The sequence below is a fragment of the Acidovorax sp. 107 genome (assembly GCF_003058055.1).
GTDB lineage: Bacteria > Pseudomonadota > Gammaproteobacteria > Burkholderiales > Burkholderiaceae_C > Acidovorax.
Genome location: NZ_QBTZ01000001.1, coordinates 955,677 through 975,028, shown reverse-complemented (window position 1 = coordinate 975,028; position 19,352 = coordinate 955,677). Strand labels below are relative to the sequence as shown.

Genomic DNA, 19,352 nt, shown 5'->3' with positions numbered 1-19,352 from the left:
ACGACCTGCCAGGTCTCAATGTGCGTGGTGGGAAGTCAGGATCTGGCCCAGGAACTGCCGCGTCTTGTCGTGCTGCGGCTGGCCAAAGAACTGCTGCGGCGGCGCCTGCTCCAGGATCTTGCCGTCGGCCATGAAAATCACGCGGTCAGCCACGCTGCGCGCAAAGCCCATTTCGTGCGTCACGCACAGCATGGTCATGCCGTCTTCGGCCAGACTGATCATGGTGTCCAGCACTTCCTTGACCATCTCTGGGTCCAGCGCCGAGGTGGGCTCGTCGAACAGCATCACCTTGGGCGCCATGCACAGCGCCCGCGCAATGGCCACGCGCTGCTGCTGCCCGCCCGACAGCTGGCTGGGGTGCTTGTGCGCCTGCTCGGGGATGCGCACGCGGGTCAGGTACTTCATGGCGACTTCTTCGGCCTGGGCCTTGCTCATGCCGCGCGATCGCATGGGGGCCAGCGTGCAGTTTTCCAGAATGGTCAGGTGCGGAAACAGGTTGAACTGCTGGAACACCATGCCCACTTCGGCGCGCACGGCGTCCACGTTCTTGCCGCCAGCGGTCAGGTCGATGCCATCGACCTCGATGCGGCCCTTTTGCACCGTCTCCAGCCGGTTGATGCAGCGAATCAGCGTGGACTTGCCCGAGCCCGATGGCCCGCAGATCACGATGCGCTCGCCGGGCCGCACCGACAGGTTGATGTCGGTGAGCACCTGGAAGCTGTCGTACCACTTGTTGACACCCTCCATGCGGATGATCGGCGGGGTGCCGGGGGCGGTCGTGACTGCGTCGCTCATCAATGGCTCCTTATCGTTCAGGCAGGCTTACTGCAGCTTGGGCAGGTCGGCGCCCAGCCACTTCTGGTACAGCTTGTTCAGCTCGCCATTCGCGGTGTTGCGTGCCACAAAGTCGTTCACGGCCTTGGTCAGTTCGTCCTGGCCTGGGCGCATGGCAATGCCCATGGCTTGCTGCAGCAGGTTGAACTTGTTCTCGAAGGTGTTGGCGGGCACGCGCTTGGCAATCTGCGCCGCCACGGTGACCGAGCAGCCAATCGCATCGACCTGGCCCGAGATCAGCGCCTGCATGGCCGATGCGTCGTCGTCAAAGCGGCGGATTTCGGTGCCCTCAGGCGCGGCCTTGGTCACGGCCACGTCTTGGGTGCTGGCGCGGGCCACGCCCACGCGCACAGTCTTCAGGTCGGCAGCGCTCTTGATGTTGGCGCCGGTCTTGCCGTACAGCACGATGGTCGCAGCCGCATAGGGCTGCGAGAACTGCACCTGCTTGGCACGCTCAGGCGTGATGGCCAGCGAAGCCACCAGCACATCGACCTTGTTGGTCAGCAGGAAGGGAATGCGGTTTGGGCCGGTGACGGGCACGATGTTGGCCTTCACGCCGAGGTCCTTGGCCAGCAGCTTGGCCACGTCGGCGTCGTAGCCGTCGGGCTGGTTTTGCGCATTGGTGGTGCCGTAGGGCGGAAAGTCCACCAGCATGCCGATGGTGATCTCACCCTTCTTCTTGATGTCAGCCACGGACTGTGCCGAGGCCAGCGGCGCAAACGCCGTGAGGGCGGCACCCAGGCCCAAGGCGGCCAAAGCGGCGGTAGCGGTGCGGCGTTGCAAAGAAAAAGTCATAGCATGTCTCCTGGTGGTTGGTGTGAACGAGAACAGAAAGTGAAAAGAAGGTTGCGGCGCGTGGCTCAGCGCGCCAGAGCACGGGCGCGCTTGCGCTCCATGCGTGCGGCCAGCAGCGACAGCGGCCAGCAGATCACGAAGTACAGCGCGGCCACGGTGGTGAACACATGCAGCGGCTGAAAGGTGGCGTTGTTGATGATCTGCCCCGCCCGCGTGATCTCGGTGAAGCCGATGATGGCGGCCAGCGACGTGCCCTTGATGATCTGCACCATGTAGCCCACCGTGGGCGGCAGTGCAATCTTGAAAGCCTGGGGCAGCACCACAAACCGCATGCGGGCCACGTACTTGAGGTTCAGGGCCTGCGCGGCCTCCCACTGGCCGCGTGGCACTGCCTCGATACAGCCGCGCCAGATCTCGGCCAGAAAGGCCGCGCTGTTCAGCACCAGCGCCACGCCCGCCGCCACCCAGGGGTTGATGTCAAACCCCAGTACCGGCGCGCCAAAGAAGATGAGGAACAGCTGCAGCAACAGCGGCGTGCCCTGAAACACCTGGATGAACACGCGCGCCGCATTGCGTGCCGCAGCGTTCTCTGAGGTGCGCGACAGCGCCACCACCAGGCCCAGCAGCGCACCGCCGACGAAGGCAATGGCCGACAGCGCCAGCGTCCACTGCGCGGCCTGCACGATGAAAAGGAATTCGGAGATTCCGAAGGTACGCATGGTCGGTCTCCTTATCGGCGGTCGGGGTAGTTAAGGACGCGCTGATAGATCAGCTTGAACAGCGCCGAGAACGACAGCGCCAGCGCCAGGTAGATGGCCGTCACCACGATGTAGATCTCAAAGCTGCGGAACGTCTGCGACTGCAGGTTGGCCGCCACCGAGGTCAGGTCGTCCGCCGAGATCACCGACACCACGGCCGAGCTGAGCATCAGCAGGATGAACTGGCTGGTAAGCGCTGGGTAGATGGCCTTGAGCGCTGGCTTGAGGATCACAAACCGAAAGATCTCCCACGGCTTGAGGTTGAGCGCCTTGCCCGCCTCGATCTGCCCCTTGGGGATGGACTCGATGCCCGCCCGCACGATCTCGGCCGCATAGGCTCCCAGGTTCACCACCATGGCGGTGAGCGCCGCCGTGTAGGGCGACCAGCGCAGGCCGATGGACGGCAGCGCAAAGAAGAAGAAAAACAGCTGCACCAGAAACGGCGTGTTGCGGATGACCTCGATGTACGCGTTGATCAAAAACCGCAGCCAGCCCGGCCCGCCGGTCTTGCCCCAGGCGCAAAAGATGGCCACCACCAGCCCCAGCAAAGTGGCGGTGAGCGACAGCTGCACGGTGATCCAGGTGCCCTTGAGCAGCAAGGGCCACGCGGCAAACACGGCATCGAACTGGAACTGGTAATTCACGGTGGACAGTCGTTATTCCAAAGTGGCGCCAGTTTATGAAACCGGTTTCATAGCCACATCAGGGAATACCCGATGCACCCCAAAAAGGGGCTGAAAACACCTGAAGACGCTGTGCCCGGCGCTGATCTCGCTGGCGGTGGTTTGCGAGGCGGTAAAAAGGCTCCCAGCCCGTACAGGCTCAGTGCGTGGGTGAAAATGCCGCATGCCCTCCTTCCACCCCGAACCTCCTTTCACCCACGGCCAGGCCGACCGCACTGCCGTGCTGCTGTGCAACCTGGGCACGCCCGACGAACCCACGGCCCCGGCCGTGCGCCGGTATCTGGCGCAGTTTCTGGGTGACCACCGCGTGGTGGAGATTCCCAAACTGCTGTGGATGCCCCTCCTGCACGGCATCATCCTGCGCACCCGCCCGGCCAAGTCGGCCGCCAAATACGCCAGCATCTGGACACCCGAGGGCTCTCCCCTGGCGCACTGGACGGCCAAGCAGGCCACACTGCTGCGCGGCTGGCTGGGCGAGGCGGGCCACGCGGTGCTGGTGCGCCACGCCATGCGCTACGGCAACCCGTCCATCGCCAGCCAACTCGACGCGCTCAAAGCCGAGGGCGCCACGCGCATCCTCATCCTGCCCCTGTACCCGCAGTACTCCGCCACCACCACGGCCAGCGTGTTTGACGCCGTCTACACCTGGGCCGCGCGCACGCGCAACGTGCCCGAGCTGCGCTTCGTCAACCACTACCACGACGCCCCCGGCTACATCGACGCCCTGGCCCGCACCATCGAAACGCACTGGAAGCACCACCGCCAGCCCGATCAGCTGGTGATGAGCTTTCATGGCGTGCCCGAGCGCACCCTGCACCTGGGCGACCCCTACCACTGCGAGGCCCGCAAAACCGGCCGCCTGCTGGCCGAGCGCCTGGGCCTGCGCGAGGACCGCTACCGCATCACCTTCCAGTCGCGCTTTGGCAAGGCCAAGTGGCTGGAGCCCTACACCCAGCCCACCATCGAGGCACTGGGCCAGGCCGGCACGCAGCGCGTAGACGTGGTGTGCCCCGGCTTCACCAGCGACTGCCTGGAGACACTGGAAGAAATCAACATGGAAGTGCGCGAAGCGTTCTTGCAAGCGGGTGGCAAGGAGTTCCACTACATCCCCTGCATGAACGACAACCACCACTGGATCACCGCGCTGAGCCGCGTGGCCCAGCAGCACCTGGCGGGCTGGCCTACCGAAGCCCCCACTGCGGCGGCACTGGCCGATGCACGCAGCCACGCAGTGGCCGGCGGCGCCCCTGCCGGGGTATGCCCGGTGGCGCACTGATGGCGCCGGGCCGGTGCCCAGGTCCGGCCCATTCACTACACTATTGATAGCAATCAGGGCATATTGCACTGGCACATCTGCCCGTTTTGGCTCATATTTTGGTCGCCAGGTGTTGCACGGCTGCCTGCCAAGCCCTCCGCACCGCCCCCACCCACACCCACATCAATGCCCGCTACCGCCCTTGCCCCCCAACAGTTGCGCCTGACCATTGCCCCCGAATCGCTGGGCTTTGCCAGCACCACCGAGCTGCAAGACCTGCCACTGCCCTGGATCGGGCAAGAGCGCGCACAGGCCGCCGCGCAGTTTGGCCTGGGCCTGCAACAGCCCGACTACCACCTGTTTGTGTTGGGCGAGGTAGGCAGCGGGCGCGCGTCGCTGCTGCGCCAGGCCATGCAGGCAGCGGCCGCAGAGCGCTCCGTGCCCCCCGACCTGTGCTACCTGCACCACTTTGACCAGCCCGACCACCCTCGCGCGCTGCGCCTGCCCGCCGGCGAGGGCCGCCAGCTGCGCCAGGGCATGGCCGACATGGCGCGCAGCCTGCAGGCCGACATCCCAAAGCGCCTGACCAGCCCCGACTTCAAGGCCGAGGCCGAGCGCATCGAAAAGACCTGGCAAACGCAGGAGAGCGATGCCTTTGCGGTGCTGGACGCGTTTGCCGAGGCACGCCAGTTCCGCCTGAGCCGCGAGGCCGGGCACATGGTGTTCACCCTCACTGGCCCCAAGGGCCAGCCCCTGACCGAGGCCGAAGCCCGCGCCCTGCCCCGCGAACGCCGGGCCGAGATCGACGCCGCCGAGCAGGAGCTGCGGGTCGAGATCGCCAAGTTTTTGGAAACCACCCGCCCGCTGGAGCGCGCGCGGGACGACGCCCTGGCCGCCCTGCGCCTCCAGACCATCAAGCCCCTGGTGGAGCACGCGCTGCACGACATCCGCCAGGGCCTGCGCAAGCAGATCAAGGACGCCGTCAAGCTCACGCAGTGGCTGGACCAGGTGGAGCGCACGGTGCTGAACCACATCGACCTCTTCGAGCCCGGCGACGCTGAACAAGGCCAGGACGCCGAAGACGACCGCAAGGACGCGCTGGACGACCTGCTGGCCCGCTGCCAGGTGAACGTCGTGGTGGACAACCACGGCCGCACCAGTGCCCCGGTGGTGGTCGAAGACAACCCCACGGCCCGCACCCTGTTCGGCAGCATCGAACACGGCGCAGACGCCGACACCGTGCAGGCCGACCACGCCAGCATCCATGCGGGCAGCCTGCTCAAAGCGCATGGCGGCTTCATCCTGCTGCACCTGCACGACCTGGCCGCCGAAGAAGGCCTGTGGCCGCGCCTGCGCCGCTTTCTGCGCTGCGGGCGCCTGCAGATCGAGGACGGCAGCGGTGGCGGCGGCCCCGCCCATGCGCCCGGCGGCGCCGTGGCACTGCAGCCCGAGCCGGTGGACGTGGATGTGAAGATCGTGCTGATCGGATCGGTGGAGGAGTACTACGCCCTGCAAGAGGCCGACCCCGACGCCGCACGCCGCTTTCGTGTGAAGGTGGACTTTTCAGACCGGTTCATCGCCACCCCCGGCACCCACCAGTCCTCGGCCATCCTGGTCGCGCAAGTCTGCAAAAAGCGCGGCCTGCCCCACTTTGCCGCCGACGCCGTGGCCCTGCTGCTGGAGCAATCACACCGCGAGGCCGACGACCAAGGCCGCCAAAGCGCGCGCTTTGCCCACACCGAAGCACTCGCCATCGAAAGCGCCGCCCTGTGCCAGGCCCGCGCAGGCACCCTGGTGCAGGCCGCCGACGTGCAAGCCGCCCTGGCCGCCCGCACCCTGCGCCACAACCAGCCTGAAGAAGAACTGCACGAATCCATCACCGAAGGCGAGCGCCTGATCACGCTGCAGGGCTCCATCACCGGTCAGATCAACGCCATGACGCAGATCGACCTGGGCGATTACCGCTTCGGCTTCCCCGTCCGCATCACCGCGCGCACCTTTGCCGGGCAAGAGGGCTTGCTCAACATCGAGCGCGAGGTCGATATGTCCGGCCCCATCCACGACAAAGGCGTGCTCATCCTGCACAGCTACCTCACCGCCCTGTTCAGCCACGTGGCGCCGCTGGCACTCAACGCCTCCATCGTGTTCGAGCAGGAATACAGCGGCGTGGAAGGCGACTCAGCCTCGTGCGCCGAGCTGTATGCGCTGCTGTCCAGCCTGTCAGGCCTGCCCCTGCGCCAGGGCATCGCCGTGACCGGCGCACTGAACCAGCACGGCGAAGTGCTGCCCGTGGGCGGCATCAACGAAAAGATCGAAGGCTGGTTCCGCGCGTGCGCGACGGCGGGGCTGGACGGCACCCACGGCGTGCTGATCCCCGCCCGCAACCAGCGCCACCTGATGCTGGACCGCAGCGTGCTGGACGCTGTGGAGCGCGGTCTGTTTCATGTCTACACCATGGGGCATGTGAGCGAAGGCATTGCGCTGCTGACGGGCGAGGCATCGGGCATGAGCCCGGCGGAATTGCTGCAGGCTCAGGCGGATGAACTGGCCGGAGGCGCGGCCACCGTGGAGGATACGGTGATGCAGCGGGCGGAGGTGACGCTGCGGGCGTATCGGAGGGCTTGTCAGGTGGCCGGGGGGGCGCGGAGGGTGCGAGGGGTGCGGGGGCGGTAGATGGGTTGGTGGAGCGGGAAATCTAATGCTCCGTGTTCTAGCCTCTACGCAGCGATAGTTCTCAACCAAGCAATGCACCCAATGCGCACTATCGGCCAATACCAGCCGGATCAGCCAGAGAAAGCAGACGCTCAACGCCTTGAGTTCAGACGCCGCCGTAGGCAGTCGGCTGCGACGAAATGTTAGATCCAAAGGCCAAAAATGGACTCCCCACCTTGAAGCGACAGCTACTCGCCTATTTCATGCCCAGCCAGCAATTCAAGGCCTTGATACATAATTCCAAACCGCATTTTCGTCTTTATAAGGCTTAAGAGGTTTTGGTGATCGGGACAAACAACAAGAAATTTCCCATTAAAACCTTCCGACAGAACTTTGATGCTGTATGTATAGAACGTATGCTCTTTTCCACACGCACATCTAAAATTATCGCCATTGAAAGTCGACATGTCTCGTCTAAGCGGCATCATCTTGCCGCAAGTCTTTTCGAAATCTGTCTCACTTAGAATATTCATTTTTTCCTTTGGTTTTGATCGATTTGATTTGGCTATTCGAAGAGCGCACAAGACCTAACTAGAATTAGGCCTCGTTACGCATGCGAAGACAGAATGTTCTCGAGATCTTGCATCAACGTTGTTGCGATGACATCCGGTTCGATGTGCAATTGCCTGAAGAGTTGTAGTCGGCTAAGGTCGTCGTTATGAAATTTACTGCAGTCGTTATGAAACCATATATAAAGGCTCAGTGCCAGAAGTCTGGGCCAGCTTGTTCTTTTGAATTCTGAGAAATTTTCCCGAAGCACCAAAGCCTGTAGCTTCAAATCATCCATGCGACTGGTTGTAATATAGTTGTAGTACTGACTTGGTATAAATAATTCCTGCGTCGCGATTCTTCGCGCCTCAAGTCCGAATTCGGCGCTGCTGCTGCGCTGCTTTGCTCTAAGCAAGCCTCTAATGATTGAGAACGCAAACCATGCTACGACTGCAATTCCAATGACTTCAAACATATCTATCCAGTTTTCCTTTGGGAATTAGCATTGAGGACAGTGACGTGCCACTGGGTTGCGATTGTGAGGCCTAACGAACGAAAGTAAGCCGCCCGCCGAAGGCGGATGGGCTTGATTGAATGGTTAGCTCAAAGTCCGATTTTTGATTCTGACGGCAACAACAATGCCGCCGACAATCCCCGCAATGAGACAGGCAATATGCAGTTGATCAATGCTTAGGACAGTTTGCAGTTGGTTCCCGGACACGATGGGCCACCAAGGCGACATGTCAAAGTGCATGATCGAATCGAGCAAGACATGCGATAACGTACCTATATAAGCGCCAACAAATGATGCAGCCCACGTGAATGGCGGGTGAGGAATTGCAAGCAGTCTTAGCAAGTACGAACTAGTGGGTCTTCCGACGATACCGCCGATTGTTCCAATAACGAGAGCGCCCAACAGGGTGTGCGTATAGCCATGGAGAATGGTCTTGTTCTGCAGGATGCCTATCAATGGCTCGATGTCCATCAGGACCTGGGACCCACCGAAGACCATAAAGCTGAAATGGCGGCCACCGAACGCCTTAAAGGCCAAACCTGGTCCTAGATGTATTGGTGTGAATGGCATAGGTGTTTAGAAAAACATCTAACTCCCTGAGTGCAGTCGACGCCGTAGGCGTTTGACTGCGATGAAATGTTAGATTGAAGGCCTATTGCCCGGGCTGAGTTTGAGGTATTTCATTCAAGGTGGGCTCTTGCCGAATACTTTCGTAGTAATCGCTGCGAACAGAATAAAACCAGAAAGTTGGAATGACTATGAATACGATGAAACCGATGCCAGTTATTGCCCGCCTAAGCTTCGATCCCTTCTTCTTTGATGGGGTATTCAGATTTATGTTCTGCATTTGTTTCTAATCGGAATAACGTTATATAGACCGCACCAAGCTGCAGGCCATATCTGGCGCTTGCGGTATATATTGGCACGCAGAAAATGCTACAAGGGGCCTGTAACTTCGCCTTGCGGCATGCATGCTGTAATGAAAACACAGTGCCAAACTCAGTCATGAGACCCAACGCCCCTCCCGTGTTGCACGGCACACGGTTGCTGGATCAGGTCCGTGCGCGAATTCATTACAAACACTATAGCTTGCGCGCAGAGTTGGGGCTGTCACTTGGACTCTAGCTCATAAGATGACTGCTTTGCGTGCTTTGGCTGAAGGACAGCACAGGGCCCAGAGCAGCCGGTCCGCGCCTCGCAGAAGATCGAGGCCTATGGACTTAAGCGTTTCACAAGAACAGGTTTATGACTTCCCTGTTCATAAGCGAAATAGTAAACCTCTGCGGGCGTTTCATCGGGGGCACATCGGTTGGGACACAGTACTTTCAGTATCTTTTGCCCCCCGCTGGAGTCCTGCAAAACCCAGTTCTGAAACTGTTTGACGCTGCCATCCTCCTGCGGAGGCCCCAAGAGTAGATGTAGCTCGCGGATTGTTTTACCCCCTATGGCTGCACTCCATTCAACTGGGGGCGAAAGCCGATTGCTGTCTCCACATCCGGCTTGGCAAGTTGCAATTGAGATCACAACTAAGAGGTATCGTCCAAAGTACAGCATCCGACTCCGTAGTAGTCGTGTTTATCGATTCGAATGGCAGCTAGTGGCCGAAAACAGGCATCGAACAAATCGCCTAAACAGCATTGCGCATCGACTACGCCACCCCAACACGCATCCGCAACCACGCCACCACATCCCCCGTCACCTCATCCCGATTCGTCTCGTTCAAGATTTCATGCCGCGCCGCCGGGTACAGCTTGACCGCCACATCGGCCACACCGGCATCCCGGTATCGCTGCCCCAGTTGCTCCAACAAGACGCCGCCTGCGGCCAGCGGGTCTGCGTCGCCGGATGCGATGAGGATGGGCAGGTCGCTGCGGATGCGCGCGAGTTGTGCGGGGTCGGCCAGGCGGGGCGCGGGGGCGAAGAGCGAGGGGATTACGTCGGGCGGCACGTCCCAGCCGCACCACGGGTCGGCCACGTAGGCATCGACCTCGGCAGCATCGCGCGACAGCCATTCGTAGCCGGTGCGGTGTTCAAAGCCTGCGTTGAAAGCAGCGAGCCCGGCGGGCGCGTCGGCGGGGGCGTTGGCCATGGCGGCGGCGAACAGGTCGAGGGCGGTGGAGCCTGACAGGATGACGCCAGACCAGGTGGATGAATGGTCGACGATGGCCGCCTGCGCTGCGAACGAGCCCATGGAGTGGCCGAAGAGAAAGAGCGGGAGCTGCTGCGGCCCGTGCTGCGCACGCAGCAGCGCGCCGAACTGGGCCACGTCGGCAATGAGGCCGCCGAAGCCAGCGCTGCCAAAGTCACCCAGCTTGCCACCGGCCGTGCGCCCGTGGCCGCGATGGTCCACGGCGTGGACGATGAAGCCTGCGGCGTTGAGGGCCCGCGCAAAGCGGTCGTAGCGTTCGCCATGCTCGGCCAAGCCGTGGGAGATTTGGACGACGCCCACCGGTTGGCCCGGTGTTTCGGCCCAGGTGTAGGTGGTGACCCGGGTGCCGTCGGCGTTGGACTGGAAGGAGGAGGTGGTGGTGCTCATCGGGTCATTCTGGCATGGGGTCTGGCCGCTACGCCACGATGAAATTGCCACTGGCGTGGCCGCCACCGCTTTCAGCGTGGAGCGCGGGCCGCCTGCAGTGCGGCGCGAATCGCGCTGACCACGGCTTCGGGCTTCTCCAGTGGGATGCCGTGCCCGCTGTCCACCCACACCTGGGTGGAGCCGGGGTAGAGGTGGGCAAAGTCAGCGCGTTTTTGGCGCACATCTTCGGCCAGCGCAGACGAAGCCCCCGGGGTTTGCAGTGCGCTCAGCACAAACACGGGCACCGATGGGTCCACCGGCAGGCTGGCAACGCGCTGCCCGGTGGCGTCCAGCGCTGCCAGCTCTTGTTTGACCACGTCAGAGGTGCCCAGGCGGAAGGCCACTTTCAGCCAGGTCGGCCACAGGTCGGGGTTGCCCGCCCCGCGCATCTGCTCGGGGTGGGTGGAGTCCACCAGCACCAGCGCGGCCACCTCGGCGGGGTATTGGCGCGCATACAGCTGCATGTACAGGCCGCCCAGCGAGTGGCCGACCAGTACATAGGGCGGCGGTAGCTGGCGGGCCCGGAGCAAGGCGCGCAGCTCTTGCACCACTTGCGCACCATCGCGCGGCTGGGGGGACGCATCGCTGCGGCCGTAGCCCGCGCGGTGGTAGGCCAGCGCGCGGGTTTCTGCAACGGTGTCGGGCCAGACCTTGGCCCACCAGTCCAGCCGGGCGCCCAGCCCGTTCTCAAACACCACCACGGGCGTGCCCTGCCCCGCCTGCACGTATTCCACCGTGCGCCCGTCCACCGTGTCGGTGGTGGCGCCGGGCAAGCTGGCGCAACCGCTCAAGCAGGCCGCCAGCAGCAGGCTGGCCCAGTGCCATGGCTTCATGGTGCAAGGCCCGTTGCAGACAAGGATGTGGCCCGCAGGCCAAAGCGGTGCGGTGCCATTCAGCAGCGCCCTGCCGTGCGCAGCAGTGCATTGCATTCCTTGGCCGTACCGCGGCCCTGTGGCTGGGCGGCTGCTGCCGGTGCCTGGGTACCGCCGTTGCCCGCGCCGCCCACCATGGCGGTGCAGATGGCGTCGGAGTGTGGTGTCTGGCCGAAGGTCATGGCCTTCTGAAAGCCCGTTACTCCGTACACGTAGCACCGGTAGCTGGCGCCGTCGCGGGTGTTGACGGTGTAGTTGATGCGGCCGCCGGTTTCCTCCTGCCGGTCGGTGATGGTGAACTGGCCTGTCGTGCGGCCAATGGCTTGCCCCGTGCGCTGCTCCAGGCCTGCCTGGTCGAGGGTGGACGCGCAGCCGCTGAGGAGCGCCAGAGCTGCGACGACGCAAGCCACGGGGTTCACGGACAGCCGGTGCATGCGTGATTTCACGGCAATGATGTGTGTCATAGATGTCATGGTGTGGATGGATGTCAGCGGGTAAAGCAGTTGTCTGCGGGGATGGTGGCCACACTGGACGCGACGGCTGCGAGTGTGGGTTGAATGGTCGGGATCTCGTCGCCCAAAAGGCACAGCAGGTTGTTGGGCCGCAGCGTCCAGATAGCTCCTGAGCGGGTGCCGATGACGGTGCGCAGCTCGCCCCAATGGGCGGCCAATACCTGGTTGGCTTCTGAGCGGGCAAAAGTCACCGTTCCCGTTTTGGTGGGCCCAGCCGCTTGCGACGCGCCAGCGCAGTCGTTGCCATTGAAGGTCAGCACGCCTTCGAAGTAGTCAATGGCGGTCTGACCTGTGATGCGCACACGCAGGGTCCGCTTGAACGACTGCGCACCCGCCTTGACACATCCTTTCTGCAACCAATCTCCTTCCAGCGCGCTGATGGACACCGATGGCCCCACACCGCCAGAGCCGCCGTCTGGCGGCTCACTGTCACCGTCCGAGCCTCCACCACCGCAGGCCGCCAGCGTCAGGGTGGCCACAGCGATCAGCGCGCTGCCAGACCAGCGCGCAAGGTGGGTGCGATCCGACGAAGGGGAAAAAACAGACATGACAGGCTCCTTGGGGTTAATAGGGACGAAAGAACTAGGGCTCAACCAACGGATCAGAAAACGCGCTGCAACAGCGCAGCAAAAACCAGCAGGCAAAACAACCCCCTGCGGCCCCGCAAAGGTCCGCACGCGTTGTGATGGAAGGGGGAAATTCAGCCCGGCTTGCGGGCCACGACAAAGGCGCGGGTGTCCTTGCCCCGCGTGCCATGCCGCTCGACGCAGACGATCTGCAGGCCTTGCCGCAACATGGCCGACCGCAGACGCTGTTCGTCAAGGCACAGCAAGGGCGGGGCCTTGCCAATGGCGCGCATCAACGGCACAGCCAGATAGGGGATCAGCGGGTTCATCTCGGCAATACAGGCCGTCTTGGAGATCAGTAGCCCGCCCGGTCGCAGGGCCAGTACCAGCCGCTTCAACGCCTCGTTCAGGTCGCTCGTCAGATGCAGCACGTTGAAGGCCAGTACCGCGTCGTACACCTCTTGCCCCAAGTACGTGGCCTCGGCGTCTGCCACGGCAAAGCGCAGCTGCGGCGAGGGCTGCGCGGCCAATCGCTGGTGGGCAATGGCAATCATCTCGGGCGAAACATCGGTGGCCAGCAGGCTCCGGGTGAAGGGGGCCAAGCGCAGGGCCGTGCTGCCCGTGCCGCAGCCGATCTCCAGCACCTCTTGCTGGGTAGACAGCAGGCCCTGCACTCGCTGCAACGTGGCCTCATACCCCGCCAGGTCGGCGATGGGATCGGCTGCGTATTTGGGCGCAATGCGGTCCCAGAATTGCGCTTTGGACGCTGCAGCCGGTCGGGCCGCAGCAGAGGGCAAAGCGTCAGGGACCGGAGCAATATCAGGAGAGGACATGGGTGCAGGGCCAGGTGAAGGCGAAGAAGCGGTAAGGCAAAAAATGCAATGGGCGACACCCGGATGCTATCCATGCAACGAAGCGCAGAAAATGCGACAAATTGCAGTGAACATATACATTTACGTATGGATAACCTCGACTGGAATCAGCTAAAGGCGTTTTTGCACACGGCGCAGACCGGCTCGCTGTCTGCCGCCGCTCGCAAGCTGGGGCTGACCCAGCCCACGCTGAGCCGGCAGGTGGCGGCCATTGAACAGCAGATGGGGGTGACCCTGTTCGAGCGCGTGGGCAAGGCCATGGTGCTCACTCCCACCGGGCTGGATCTGCTGGAGCACGCCCGCAGCATGGGCGCCGCCGCAGAGGCTCTGGGCCTGGCCGCCAGCGGCCGGTCGCAAGCCGTGGGAGGCGTGGTCTCGGTGTCGGCCACCGACGCCGTGGCCACCTACCTGCTGCCTCCCATCGTCCAACGCCTGCGGGCTGCAGAGCCGGGCATTGCTGTCGAGGTGATCTCTTCCAACGCGCTGAGCGACCTGCTGCGCCGCGAGGCCGACATTGCCATCCGCCATGTCAAGCCCGAGCAGCCCGAACTGATCGCCCGCTTGGTGCGCGAGGCGAAGGCCTACTTTTATGCAGCCGAAACCTGGGTCCAGGTCCACGGCCATCCGCGCACCGCGGAGGATGCTGCGCAATTGCCGTTTGTGGGCTCAGACCGGAACGGCCAATATCTTGCCTATCTGCGCCAGTACGGACTGAACCTGAGCGAGAGCAACTTCACCTGCTACGCGGACAACACGGTGACCCATTGGGCGCTGGTGCGCCAGGGCTTGGGCATTGGCGCCATGATGGACGAGATTGCCCACGAGACGCCCAGCATGGTCCGCGTGCTGGACGACGTACCGCCCCTGCGCTTCCCGATCTGGCTGGTGTCGCACCGCGAACTACGTACCTCTCGGCGGATTCGACTGGTGTTTGAGGCGCTGGCGGAGGGGTTGGCCGGGCTGTCCGATTAGCACAAAGCAGGTGCTTTGCCTGAGCCGCACCCTTCGCGCAAAGGCGGTGGCTTAAAATTAGAGCTACGTCGAAAGAACCGTCGCGGCTACCGCCCTGAAAGGCTTTCATTCTTGAAACCAAAGGTGGTGAAGATGAACAAGCCTTTCATTTCTCTGTGCCCCGAGATCACCCGGGCCAACGCGCTGACTCTGATGGACTGGCTGGAAGACGAGGACGTCACCCGCTACCTGAGCGACTCGCGCCATGTCTCCCGTTTCATCGAGCAGGTCATCGGCCGGGTGCAGTTGCCGATCCTGACGCATCTGTTCAACCAGGGCGGCCGGTTCTTCATGGCCTACGACCAGCATGACGTGCCGGTCGGCTTCGTGCGGCTCGTCAAGGCGGGCACAGACTGCGAAATGGTCCTGGTCATCGGCAACCGCGACAACTGGGGCCGCAAGCTAGGAGCAGGCGCCATCCGCGAGGGCATGAAGCTCGCGTTCTTCGATATGCGTGCCGAACGGCTCATCGCCAAGATCCACCCGGACAACGCACGATCACTGAAGGCCTTTGTGCGCAGCGGTTTCTGGCTGGAGAACGAAACGCCTGCGATCACATCGCTGGTCATGAGCTCAGAGCGCTATCGCCGGCTGTTACGCGAAAGCCCTGCGGCGCACACGGCTGACATCTACATCACCGAGATCGACAAGGCCCGGCTCACGAGCCTGCTGGAGTTCGAGCGCGGTTCGGAAATCTTCGAGCTGGAGCATGAGATCGAGCGCGCCATCGTGGTCGATCCACGGCAGGTGGCAGAGGACGTCGTCACGATGAACTCCAAGGCCCTGCTGAAGGTGGATGACGAAGCGATGGAAGTGGCGCTGGTCTACCCCGAGGATGCGGACGACCGTGCCGGAAAGCTGTCGGTGTGCTCCGGCATTGGCACCGCGATCCTCGGCTACAAGGAGGGCGATGCCTTCAGCTGGCGGGTTCCAAACCGGACCTGCCATATCCGGATTGAGAAAGTGCTTTACCAACCCGAAGCTGCGGGTGATTTCCATCTGTAACGTGTTTGATGGAGTTCCTTCGCTGGCGCCCGCCCACCAGCGATCTTCGGTATCCAACCCGAAGCCAATCGCTGCACCGTCACGCGCCGCATCACCACGGTAACTGCTCGCCGTTGTAGGCATAGAAGCTGCCGGTATCCTGCGCCCCCAACCCGTCCAGCACCCGCAGCAGGTCGCCTGCGGCATCGGCAGCGGGGCGACCGATTTCTGCGCCGTTGAACGGGGCGGACAACGCCGAGTTGACCGTACCCGGGTGCAGTGCCACCAGCACCGCCTGGGGGTGGCTGCGAGCCACTTCAATGGACGCAGTTTTGAGCAACATGTTGAGTGCGGCCTTCGAAGCGCGGTAGCTGTACCAGCCGCCCAGGCGGTTGTCGCCAATGCTGCCCACCTTAGCAGACAGCACAGCCAGCAGGCTGCGCCCCTGCTTGGGCAGTAGCGGAGCAAAGTGCGCCAGCACCAGCGCCGGGCCGAAGGTGTTGGTGCGGAAGGTGGCCTCCATCTGAGCGTAATTGAGCTGGCCCAGGCGCTTTTCAGGCATGCCGTGGGGGCCATGCAGCATGCCTGCGGCGTGGAGGATGCAGTGCCATGGGCCCTGCGCTTGGAGCTGCTGAGCGGCACGGGCAATGGTGGCTTCGTCGTCCAGATCCAACGCCGGGATGGTGTGACGGCCCAACCCCACAGCCAGAGCGCAGCGCGGGTCGGCCTGCAGGTGGGCCAGCACCGCGCTGCCGATGGCGCCGCTGGAACCAATGACGAGGGCGCGATAGCCTTGAGGAAGGGATTGCAATGAAGGCGACGACATGGGGCGGCTCCGGTGGATGGAGTGAGTGAAGTGACGGTGCAGTGCGCGGTTGGCTACAACGTATCCAGCCGCGTGCGCAGACTGGCGGCGTGCTCGCGCAGTGCATCGAGCTGCGGGCCCTCCATCTTCTGCAACTGGCGGTACACCATGCCGAGACGAAAGTTGCTGCCCAGCGTGCCTTCGTTGCGCGCAAAAAAGTCCCAGTACAGCGCGTTGTACGGGCAAGCGCGGCCGCCCAACTTTTGCTTCTTGTCGTAATGGCAGCCGCTGCAGTAGTCGCTCATGCGGTCGATGTAGGCGGCGCTGCTCACATAGGGTTTGGTGGCCAGCAAGCCGCCGTCGGCGAACTGGCTCATGCCCACGGTGTTGGGCACTTCCACCCATTCAAAGGCGTCGATGTACACGCCCAGGTACCAGCGGTGCACGGCAGCGGGCTCTAGCCCCGCCAACAGCGCAAAGTTGCCGATGACCATGAGGCGCTGGATGTGGTGGGCGTAGGCCTGCTCCAGCGACTGGCCCACGGCGTGCTGCATGCAGCGCATGCGGGTTTGGCCCGTCCAGAACCACTCCGGCAGCGGCGTGTGGTGGCCCAGGGCGTTGCGCTCGTCGTAGCCGGGCATGTGGGCCCAGTAGATGCCACGCACGTACTCGCGCCAGCCAAGGATCTGGCGGATGAAGCCCTCTACCGCTGGCAGAGGCGCAGCGCCTGTGTGGTAGGCGGCCTGGGCGCGCTGCACCACCTCGTGCGGACGCAGCATTTTGGTGTTGAGCGCGAAAGACAGCAGCGAGTGAAAGAGCCTGCTGCTGCCCGTGCTCATGGCGTCTTCGTACGCTCCAAAGTGCGGCAGCGCGGTGGTGATGAAGTGGTCCAGCCCCGCCATTGCCTCGGCCCGGTTCAGCGGCCAGCGCAGCGCATGGGCCTGCGGATTGCCAAAGCTTTGCACGCCTGCGGCCTGGATGGTGGCCCACAGGGCGCTGTGGTCGTGCATGGGGCGGGCGTCGGGCGGCAACGCGGGCGTGCCAGGCCAGGGTTTGCGGTTGTCGTGGTCGTAGTTCCATTGGCCGCCTTCGGGCTCGCCCGCTGCGTCGATCAGCACGCTGTGGCGCTGGCGCATGCGGCGGTAGAAGTGCTCCATGAGCCACTGCTTGCGGCCCTTGAATACCTCGGCCATTTCGGTGCGGGTGGTGTAGAAGTGCTCGCTGTTGACGGCCTGCACAGTGAAGGACTGCTCCGCCCCCCAGATGCGCAGTTGCTCGTCTAGCCGCCATTCGTCGGGGTGCTGGTATTGCAGCGTGTGCGCGCCGTAGTGGGCCACGAGGGCGGCCAGGTTGTCAGGCATCGACTGGCGGTTGCTGGCGTCGTCAATCGCCACGTAGCGCACACGGTGCCCCGCCTCGCGCAGGTGCCGGGCCAGGTCACGCATAGCAGCAAAGATGGCGAGGATTTTTTGCGCGTGGTGCAGCACGTAGTCGGTCTCTTGCCGCACTTCCATCAGCACGTAGACCACGCCCTCGTCCTGCGTGGCGAACCATGAATGCTCGGGGTTGAGCTGGTCGCCGAGCAGCAGGCGCAGGGTGTGCGTTCGCGGTTGCGGCGTGCTCATAGCGTGCCCCACATGCGGCGGTAGCTGCCGTCGGCATCGTGGTCTTGCGCCTGCTTGATGGGGTTGAAGCGGCGCCCCCCGCGCGGGTCGGTGCCGCGTCCGGCGATGTAGAGCCAGTTGCCCTGGTTGCTGTACACGTCGTAGTCCAGCAGCTGCGATTCAAACCATGCAGCACCTGCGCGCCAGTCGCTGTGCAGGTCGTAGATGAGGTAGCTGGCGACCACTTGGCGCAGGCGATTGCTGAGGGAGCCAGTGGCTGCCAGCTCGCGCATGGCGGCATCGACCAGCGGCTCGCCGGTCTCGCCACGGCACCAGCGTTCAAAGCCACGCGGTTTGTGTGGGGTGGGCGGCAGTGCTGACAGGCCCCGCGCCCGGTACAGCGCCGCGCCGTACTGCAAGTGCAGCAAGCGGAAGTAGTCACGCCACAAAAGCTCAAACCACAGCCAGTAGGTGCCATCGTTGGCACCGTGGTCGCGCTCAAAGGTTTTCAAGTCGGCATAGACCTGCCGGGGCGAGAGCGCGCCTGTGGCCAGCCAGGGCGAGAGCTTGCTGGAGTAGTCCAGCCCGGTGAGCCCATTGCGCGTGGCCTTGTAACTGTGAGGCAGCTTGCGGGCCAGGTACTGCGCCAGGTGGGCCAGTGCGGCGGCCTCGCTGCCATCGCAAGCGGGCGTGCCGTAGGGGAAGGACGAGCGGGCATCGCTGCCCTGTGGCAACTCAGGGGGCTGGATGCTGTCAGCGCCCTGCTCTGCGCCAACGGCCTGCAACACGGGCGCGGGCACATCGGGCGGCAGCAGCAGTTGGGTCGGCAGCGGCAATGGCGCAGCGGGAGCAATGCCTGCACGCTCGACCTTTTGGCGGAAGCTGGTGAACACGCCCGGCAGTTGGTCTACCGGCCACGGCATGCGCGACGGCGGCAGCAGGCTGCTGTGCCACACAGTACGCACCTGCAGGCCAGCGGCGCGCAGTGCGGCCACCTCGGCCTGCTCGTAGGGGGCGGCAATGTCTTCGCACACCACGGTGGTGGAACCGATGGCCCGGGCCAGTCGCGGCAAGGCAGTGGCGGGCGGTGCCTGGCAGATGAGCAGCGGGTTACCCAGTGCGTCCATCTGTCTTTGCAGCCCGCGCAAAGCGGCAGCGGTGAAGGTACGGCGGTGAACGCCCACGCGGGCAAAGCCCCAAGGCGTGGATTCATCGGCTGCGGGCAGGCACACCACCGGCAGCAGGTGCGTGGCACCGCTGGCCAGGGCTGCGTGCAATGCGGGCAGGTCGTGCAGACGCAGGTCGTTGCGGAACCAGAACAGCACAATGCTCATGGGGTTGTGCCCTCCCCCGTGCCAAGGCCCGAGCGCTTGCGTTCGCTGCGGCAGCGGTCAGAGCAGTACTTCACCTCGTCCCACACCTTCTCCCACTTTTTGCGCCAGGTGAACGGCAGGCCGCAGTGTTGGCAGGTCTTTTGGGGCAGATCGGACTTCTTGCGCATGCGCATGTGG

Annotated in this window: 19 protein-coding genes and 1 pseudogene; 4 read left to right on the top strand and 16 right to left on the bottom strand. The window is 63.5% G+C overall.

Features of this window, described 5'->3' with window-relative positions:
- Nucleotides 1–15: 15 nt before the first annotated feature.
- From C8C99_RS04625 to C8C99_RS04610, 4 genes are all read right to left on the bottom strand, one after another.
- On the bottom strand, nt 16–795 hold the full coding sequence (locus C8C99_RS04625) for an amino acid ABC transporter ATP-binding protein (protein WP_060984970.1): 780 nt from the start codon (nt 793–795) through the stop codon (nt 16–18).
- A gap of 27 nt (nt 796–822) precedes the next feature.
- A complete protein-coding gene (locus C8C99_RS04620) occupies nt 823–1,629 on the bottom strand; it encodes a transporter substrate-binding domain-containing protein (RefSeq protein ID WP_108625100.1) in 807 nt (268 codons plus the stop codon).
- Between the two features lie 65 nt (nt 1,630–1,694).
- Nucleotides 1,695–2,348: an amino acid ABC transporter permease gene (locus C8C99_RS04615; protein WP_108625099.1), complete on the bottom strand. Its 654-nt coding sequence runs from the start codon at nt 2,346–2,348 to the stop codon at nt 1,695–1,697.
- 11 nt (nt 2,349–2,359) lie between these two features.
- Nucleotides 2,360–3,031, bottom strand: coding sequence for an amino acid ABC transporter permease (locus C8C99_RS04610; protein WP_015014910.1), 672 nt, complete (start codon nt 3,029–3,031; stop codon nt 2,360–2,362).
- Nucleotides 3,032–3,233: 202 nt separating this feature from the next.
- Between C8C99_RS04610 and hemH the strand changes: the two genes are divergently transcribed.
- Nucleotides 3,234–4,346, top strand: a complete 1,113-nt coding sequence (gene hemH / locus C8C99_RS04605; protein ID WP_108625098.1) for a ferrochelatase — start codon at nt 3,234–3,236, stop codon at nt 4,344–4,346.
- Nucleotides 4,347–4,511: 165 nt separating this feature from the next.
- A complete protein-coding gene (locus tag C8C99_RS04600; RefSeq protein ID WP_056638112.1) occupies nt 4,512–6,998 on the top strand; it encodes a Lon protease family protein in 2,487 nt (828 codons plus the stop codon).
- A gap of 145 nt (nt 6,999–7,143) precedes the next feature.
- Here C8C99_RS04600 and C8C99_RS24395 read toward each other — a convergent pair.
- From C8C99_RS24395 to C8C99_RS04560, 8 genes and pseudogenes are all read right to left on the bottom strand, one after another.
- A pseudogene (locus tag C8C99_RS24395) lies at nt 7,144–7,215 on the bottom strand (DUF1010 domain-containing protein); the annotation flags it as partial.
- A gap of 369 nt (nt 7,216–7,584) precedes the next feature.
- The gene (locus C8C99_RS04595; protein WP_108625097.1) at nt 7,585–8,001 is read right to left on the bottom strand and encodes a hypothetical protein; all 417 of its coding nucleotides are present in this window, start codon (nt 7,999–8,001) and stop codon (nt 7,585–7,587) included.
- 123 nt (nt 8,002–8,124) lie between these two features.
- Entirely contained in the window at nt 8,125–8,610 is a 486-nt protein-coding gene (locus C8C99_RS04590; protein ID WP_158274161.1) for a metal-dependent hydrolase, read from the bottom strand.
- A gap of 1,078 nt (nt 8,611–9,688) precedes the next feature.
- Nucleotides 9,689–10,576, bottom strand: coding sequence for an alpha/beta fold hydrolase (locus C8C99_RS04580; RefSeq protein WP_108625095.1), 888 nt, complete (start codon nt 10,574–10,576; stop codon nt 9,689–9,691).
- 71 nt (nt 10,577–10,647) lie between these two features.
- On the bottom strand, nt 10,648–11,448 hold the full coding sequence (locus C8C99_RS04575) for an alpha/beta fold hydrolase (protein ID WP_108625094.1): 801 nt from the start codon (nt 11,446–11,448) through the stop codon (nt 10,648–10,650).
- A 59-nt stretch (nt 11,449–11,507) separates the two neighbouring features.
- Complete coding sequence (locus tag C8C99_RS04570) at nt 11,508–11,960, bottom strand: hypothetical protein (protein WP_233247157.1); 453 nt, start codon at nt 11,958–11,960, stop codon at nt 11,508–11,510.
- Between the two features lie 14 nt (nt 11,961–11,974).
- On the bottom strand, nt 11,975–12,547 hold the full coding sequence (locus tag C8C99_RS04565; RefSeq protein WP_108625093.1) for a hypothetical protein: 573 nt from the start codon (nt 12,545–12,547) through the stop codon (nt 11,975–11,977).
- A 152-nt stretch (nt 12,548–12,699) separates the two neighbouring features.
- Nucleotides 12,700–13,398 carry a class I SAM-dependent methyltransferase gene (locus C8C99_RS04560; RefSeq protein WP_056640156.1) on the bottom strand — a complete coding sequence of 233 codons (699 nt, stop codon included), beginning with the start codon at nt 13,396–13,398 and terminating at the stop codon, nt 12,700–12,702.
- Nucleotides 13,399–13,524: 126 nt separating this feature from the next.
- Here C8C99_RS04560 and C8C99_RS04555 point away from each other — a divergent pair, with 126 nt between their 5' ends.
- Complete coding sequence (locus tag C8C99_RS04555) at nt 13,525–14,409, top strand: LysR family transcriptional regulator (RefSeq protein WP_108625092.1); 885 nt, start codon at nt 13,525–13,527, stop codon at nt 14,407–14,409.
- A 132-nt stretch (nt 14,410–14,541) separates the two neighbouring features.
- Nucleotides 14,542–15,453 (top strand): bifunctional GNAT family N-acetyltransferase/nucleoside diphosphate kinase regulator, encoded by a 912-nt coding sequence (locus C8C99_RS04550; protein WP_108627039.1) that lies wholly within the window; start codon nt 14,542–14,544, stop codon nt 15,451–15,453.
- A 91-nt stretch (nt 15,454–15,544) separates the two neighbouring features.
- Here the strand turns inward: C8C99_RS04550 and C8C99_RS04545 are convergent, their stop codons facing one another.
- The 4 genes from C8C99_RS04545 to C8C99_RS04530 are packed head-to-tail and all read right to left on the bottom strand — an operon-like array spanning nt 15,545 to nt 19,348.
- Nucleotides 15,545–16,258 (bottom strand): SDR family NAD(P)-dependent oxidoreductase, encoded by a 714-nt coding sequence (locus C8C99_RS04545; protein ID WP_108625091.1) that lies wholly within the window; start codon nt 16,256–16,258, stop codon nt 15,545–15,547.
- Between the two features lie 53 nt (nt 16,259–16,311).
- Entirely contained in the window at nt 16,312–17,862 is a 1,551-nt protein-coding gene (locus C8C99_RS04540; RefSeq protein WP_108625090.1) for a cryptochrome/photolyase family protein, read from the bottom strand.
- A complete protein-coding gene (locus tag C8C99_RS04535) occupies nt 17,859–19,175 on the bottom strand; it encodes a DASH family cryptochrome (RefSeq protein WP_108625089.1) in 1,317 nt (438 codons plus the stop codon). The genes C8C99_RS04540 and C8C99_RS04535 overlap by 4 nt, the downstream gene beginning before the upstream one ends.
- Entirely contained in the window at nt 19,172–19,348 is a 177-nt protein-coding gene (locus tag C8C99_RS04530; RefSeq protein WP_082576785.1) for a DUF2256 domain-containing protein, read from the bottom strand. Before C8C99_RS04530 ends, C8C99_RS04535 begins: the two co-directional genes overlap by 4 nt.
- Between the last annotated feature and the right edge of the window lie 4 nt (nt 19,349–19,352).

Bases quoted from the DNA above. Each gene is read 5' to 3' on its own strand.
- C8C99_RS04625 (WP_060984970.1), bottom strand. From the start codon at position 795: ATGAGCGACGCAGTCACGACCGCCCCCGGCACCCCGCCGATCATCCGC.
- C8C99_RS04620 (WP_108625100.1), bottom strand. From the start codon at position 1,629: ATGACTTTTTCTTTGCAACGCCGCACCGCTACCGCCGCTTTGGCCGCC.
- C8C99_RS04615 (WP_108625099.1), bottom strand. From the start codon at position 2,348: ATGCGTACCTTCGGAATCTCCGAATTCCTTTTCATCGTGCAGGCCGCG.
- hemH (WP_108625098.1), top strand. From the start codon at position 3,234: ATGCCCTCCTTCCACCCCGAACCTCCTTTCACCCACGGCCAGGCCGAC.
- C8C99_RS04600 (WP_056638112.1), top strand. From the start codon at position 4,512: ATGCCCGCTACCGCCCTTGCCCCCCAACAGTTGCGCCTGACCATTGCC.
- C8C99_RS04595 (WP_108625097.1), bottom strand. From the start codon at position 8,001: ATGTTTGAAGTCATTGGAATTGCAGTCGTAGCATGGTTTGCGTTCTCA.
- C8C99_RS04590 (WP_158274161.1), bottom strand. From the start codon at position 8,610: ATGCCATTCACACCAATACATCTAGGACCAGGTTTGGCCTTTAAGGCG.
- C8C99_RS04580 (WP_108625095.1), bottom strand. From the start codon at position 10,576: ATGAGCACCACCACCTCCTCCTTCCAGTCCAACGCCGACGGCACCCGG.
- C8C99_RS04575 (WP_108625094.1), bottom strand. From the start codon at position 11,448: ATGAAGCCATGGCACTGGGCCAGCCTGCTGCTGGCGGCCTGCTTGAGC.
- C8C99_RS04570 (WP_233247157.1), bottom strand. From the start codon at position 11,960: ATGACATCTATGACACACATCATTGCCGTGAAATCACGCATGCACCGG.
- C8C99_RS04565 (WP_108625093.1), bottom strand. From the start codon at position 12,547: ATGTCTGTTTTTTCCCCTTCGTCGGATCGCACCCACCTTGCGCGCTGG.
- C8C99_RS04560 (WP_056640156.1), bottom strand. From the start codon at position 13,398: ATGTCCTCTCCTGATATTGCTCCGGTCCCTGACGCTTTGCCCTCTGCT.
- C8C99_RS04555 (WP_108625092.1), top strand. From the start codon at position 13,525: ATGGATAACCTCGACTGGAATCAGCTAAAGGCGTTTTTGCACACGGCG.
- C8C99_RS04550 (WP_108627039.1), top strand. From the start codon at position 14,542: ATGAACAAGCCTTTCATTTCTCTGTGCCCCGAGATCACCCGGGCCAAC.
- C8C99_RS04545 (WP_108625091.1), bottom strand. From the start codon at position 16,258: ATGTCGTCGCCTTCATTGCAATCCCTTCCTCAAGGCTATCGCGCCCTC.
- C8C99_RS04540 (WP_108625090.1), bottom strand. From the start codon at position 17,862: ATGAGCACGCCGCAACCGCGAACGCACACCCTGCGCCTGCTGCTCGGC.
- C8C99_RS04535 (WP_108625089.1), bottom strand. From the start codon at position 19,175: ATGAGCATTGTGCTGTTCTGGTTCCGCAACGACCTGCGTCTGCACGAC.
- C8C99_RS04530 (WP_082576785.1), bottom strand. From the start codon at position 19,348: ATGCGCATGCGCAAGAAGTCCGATCTGCCCCAAAAGACCTGCCAACAC.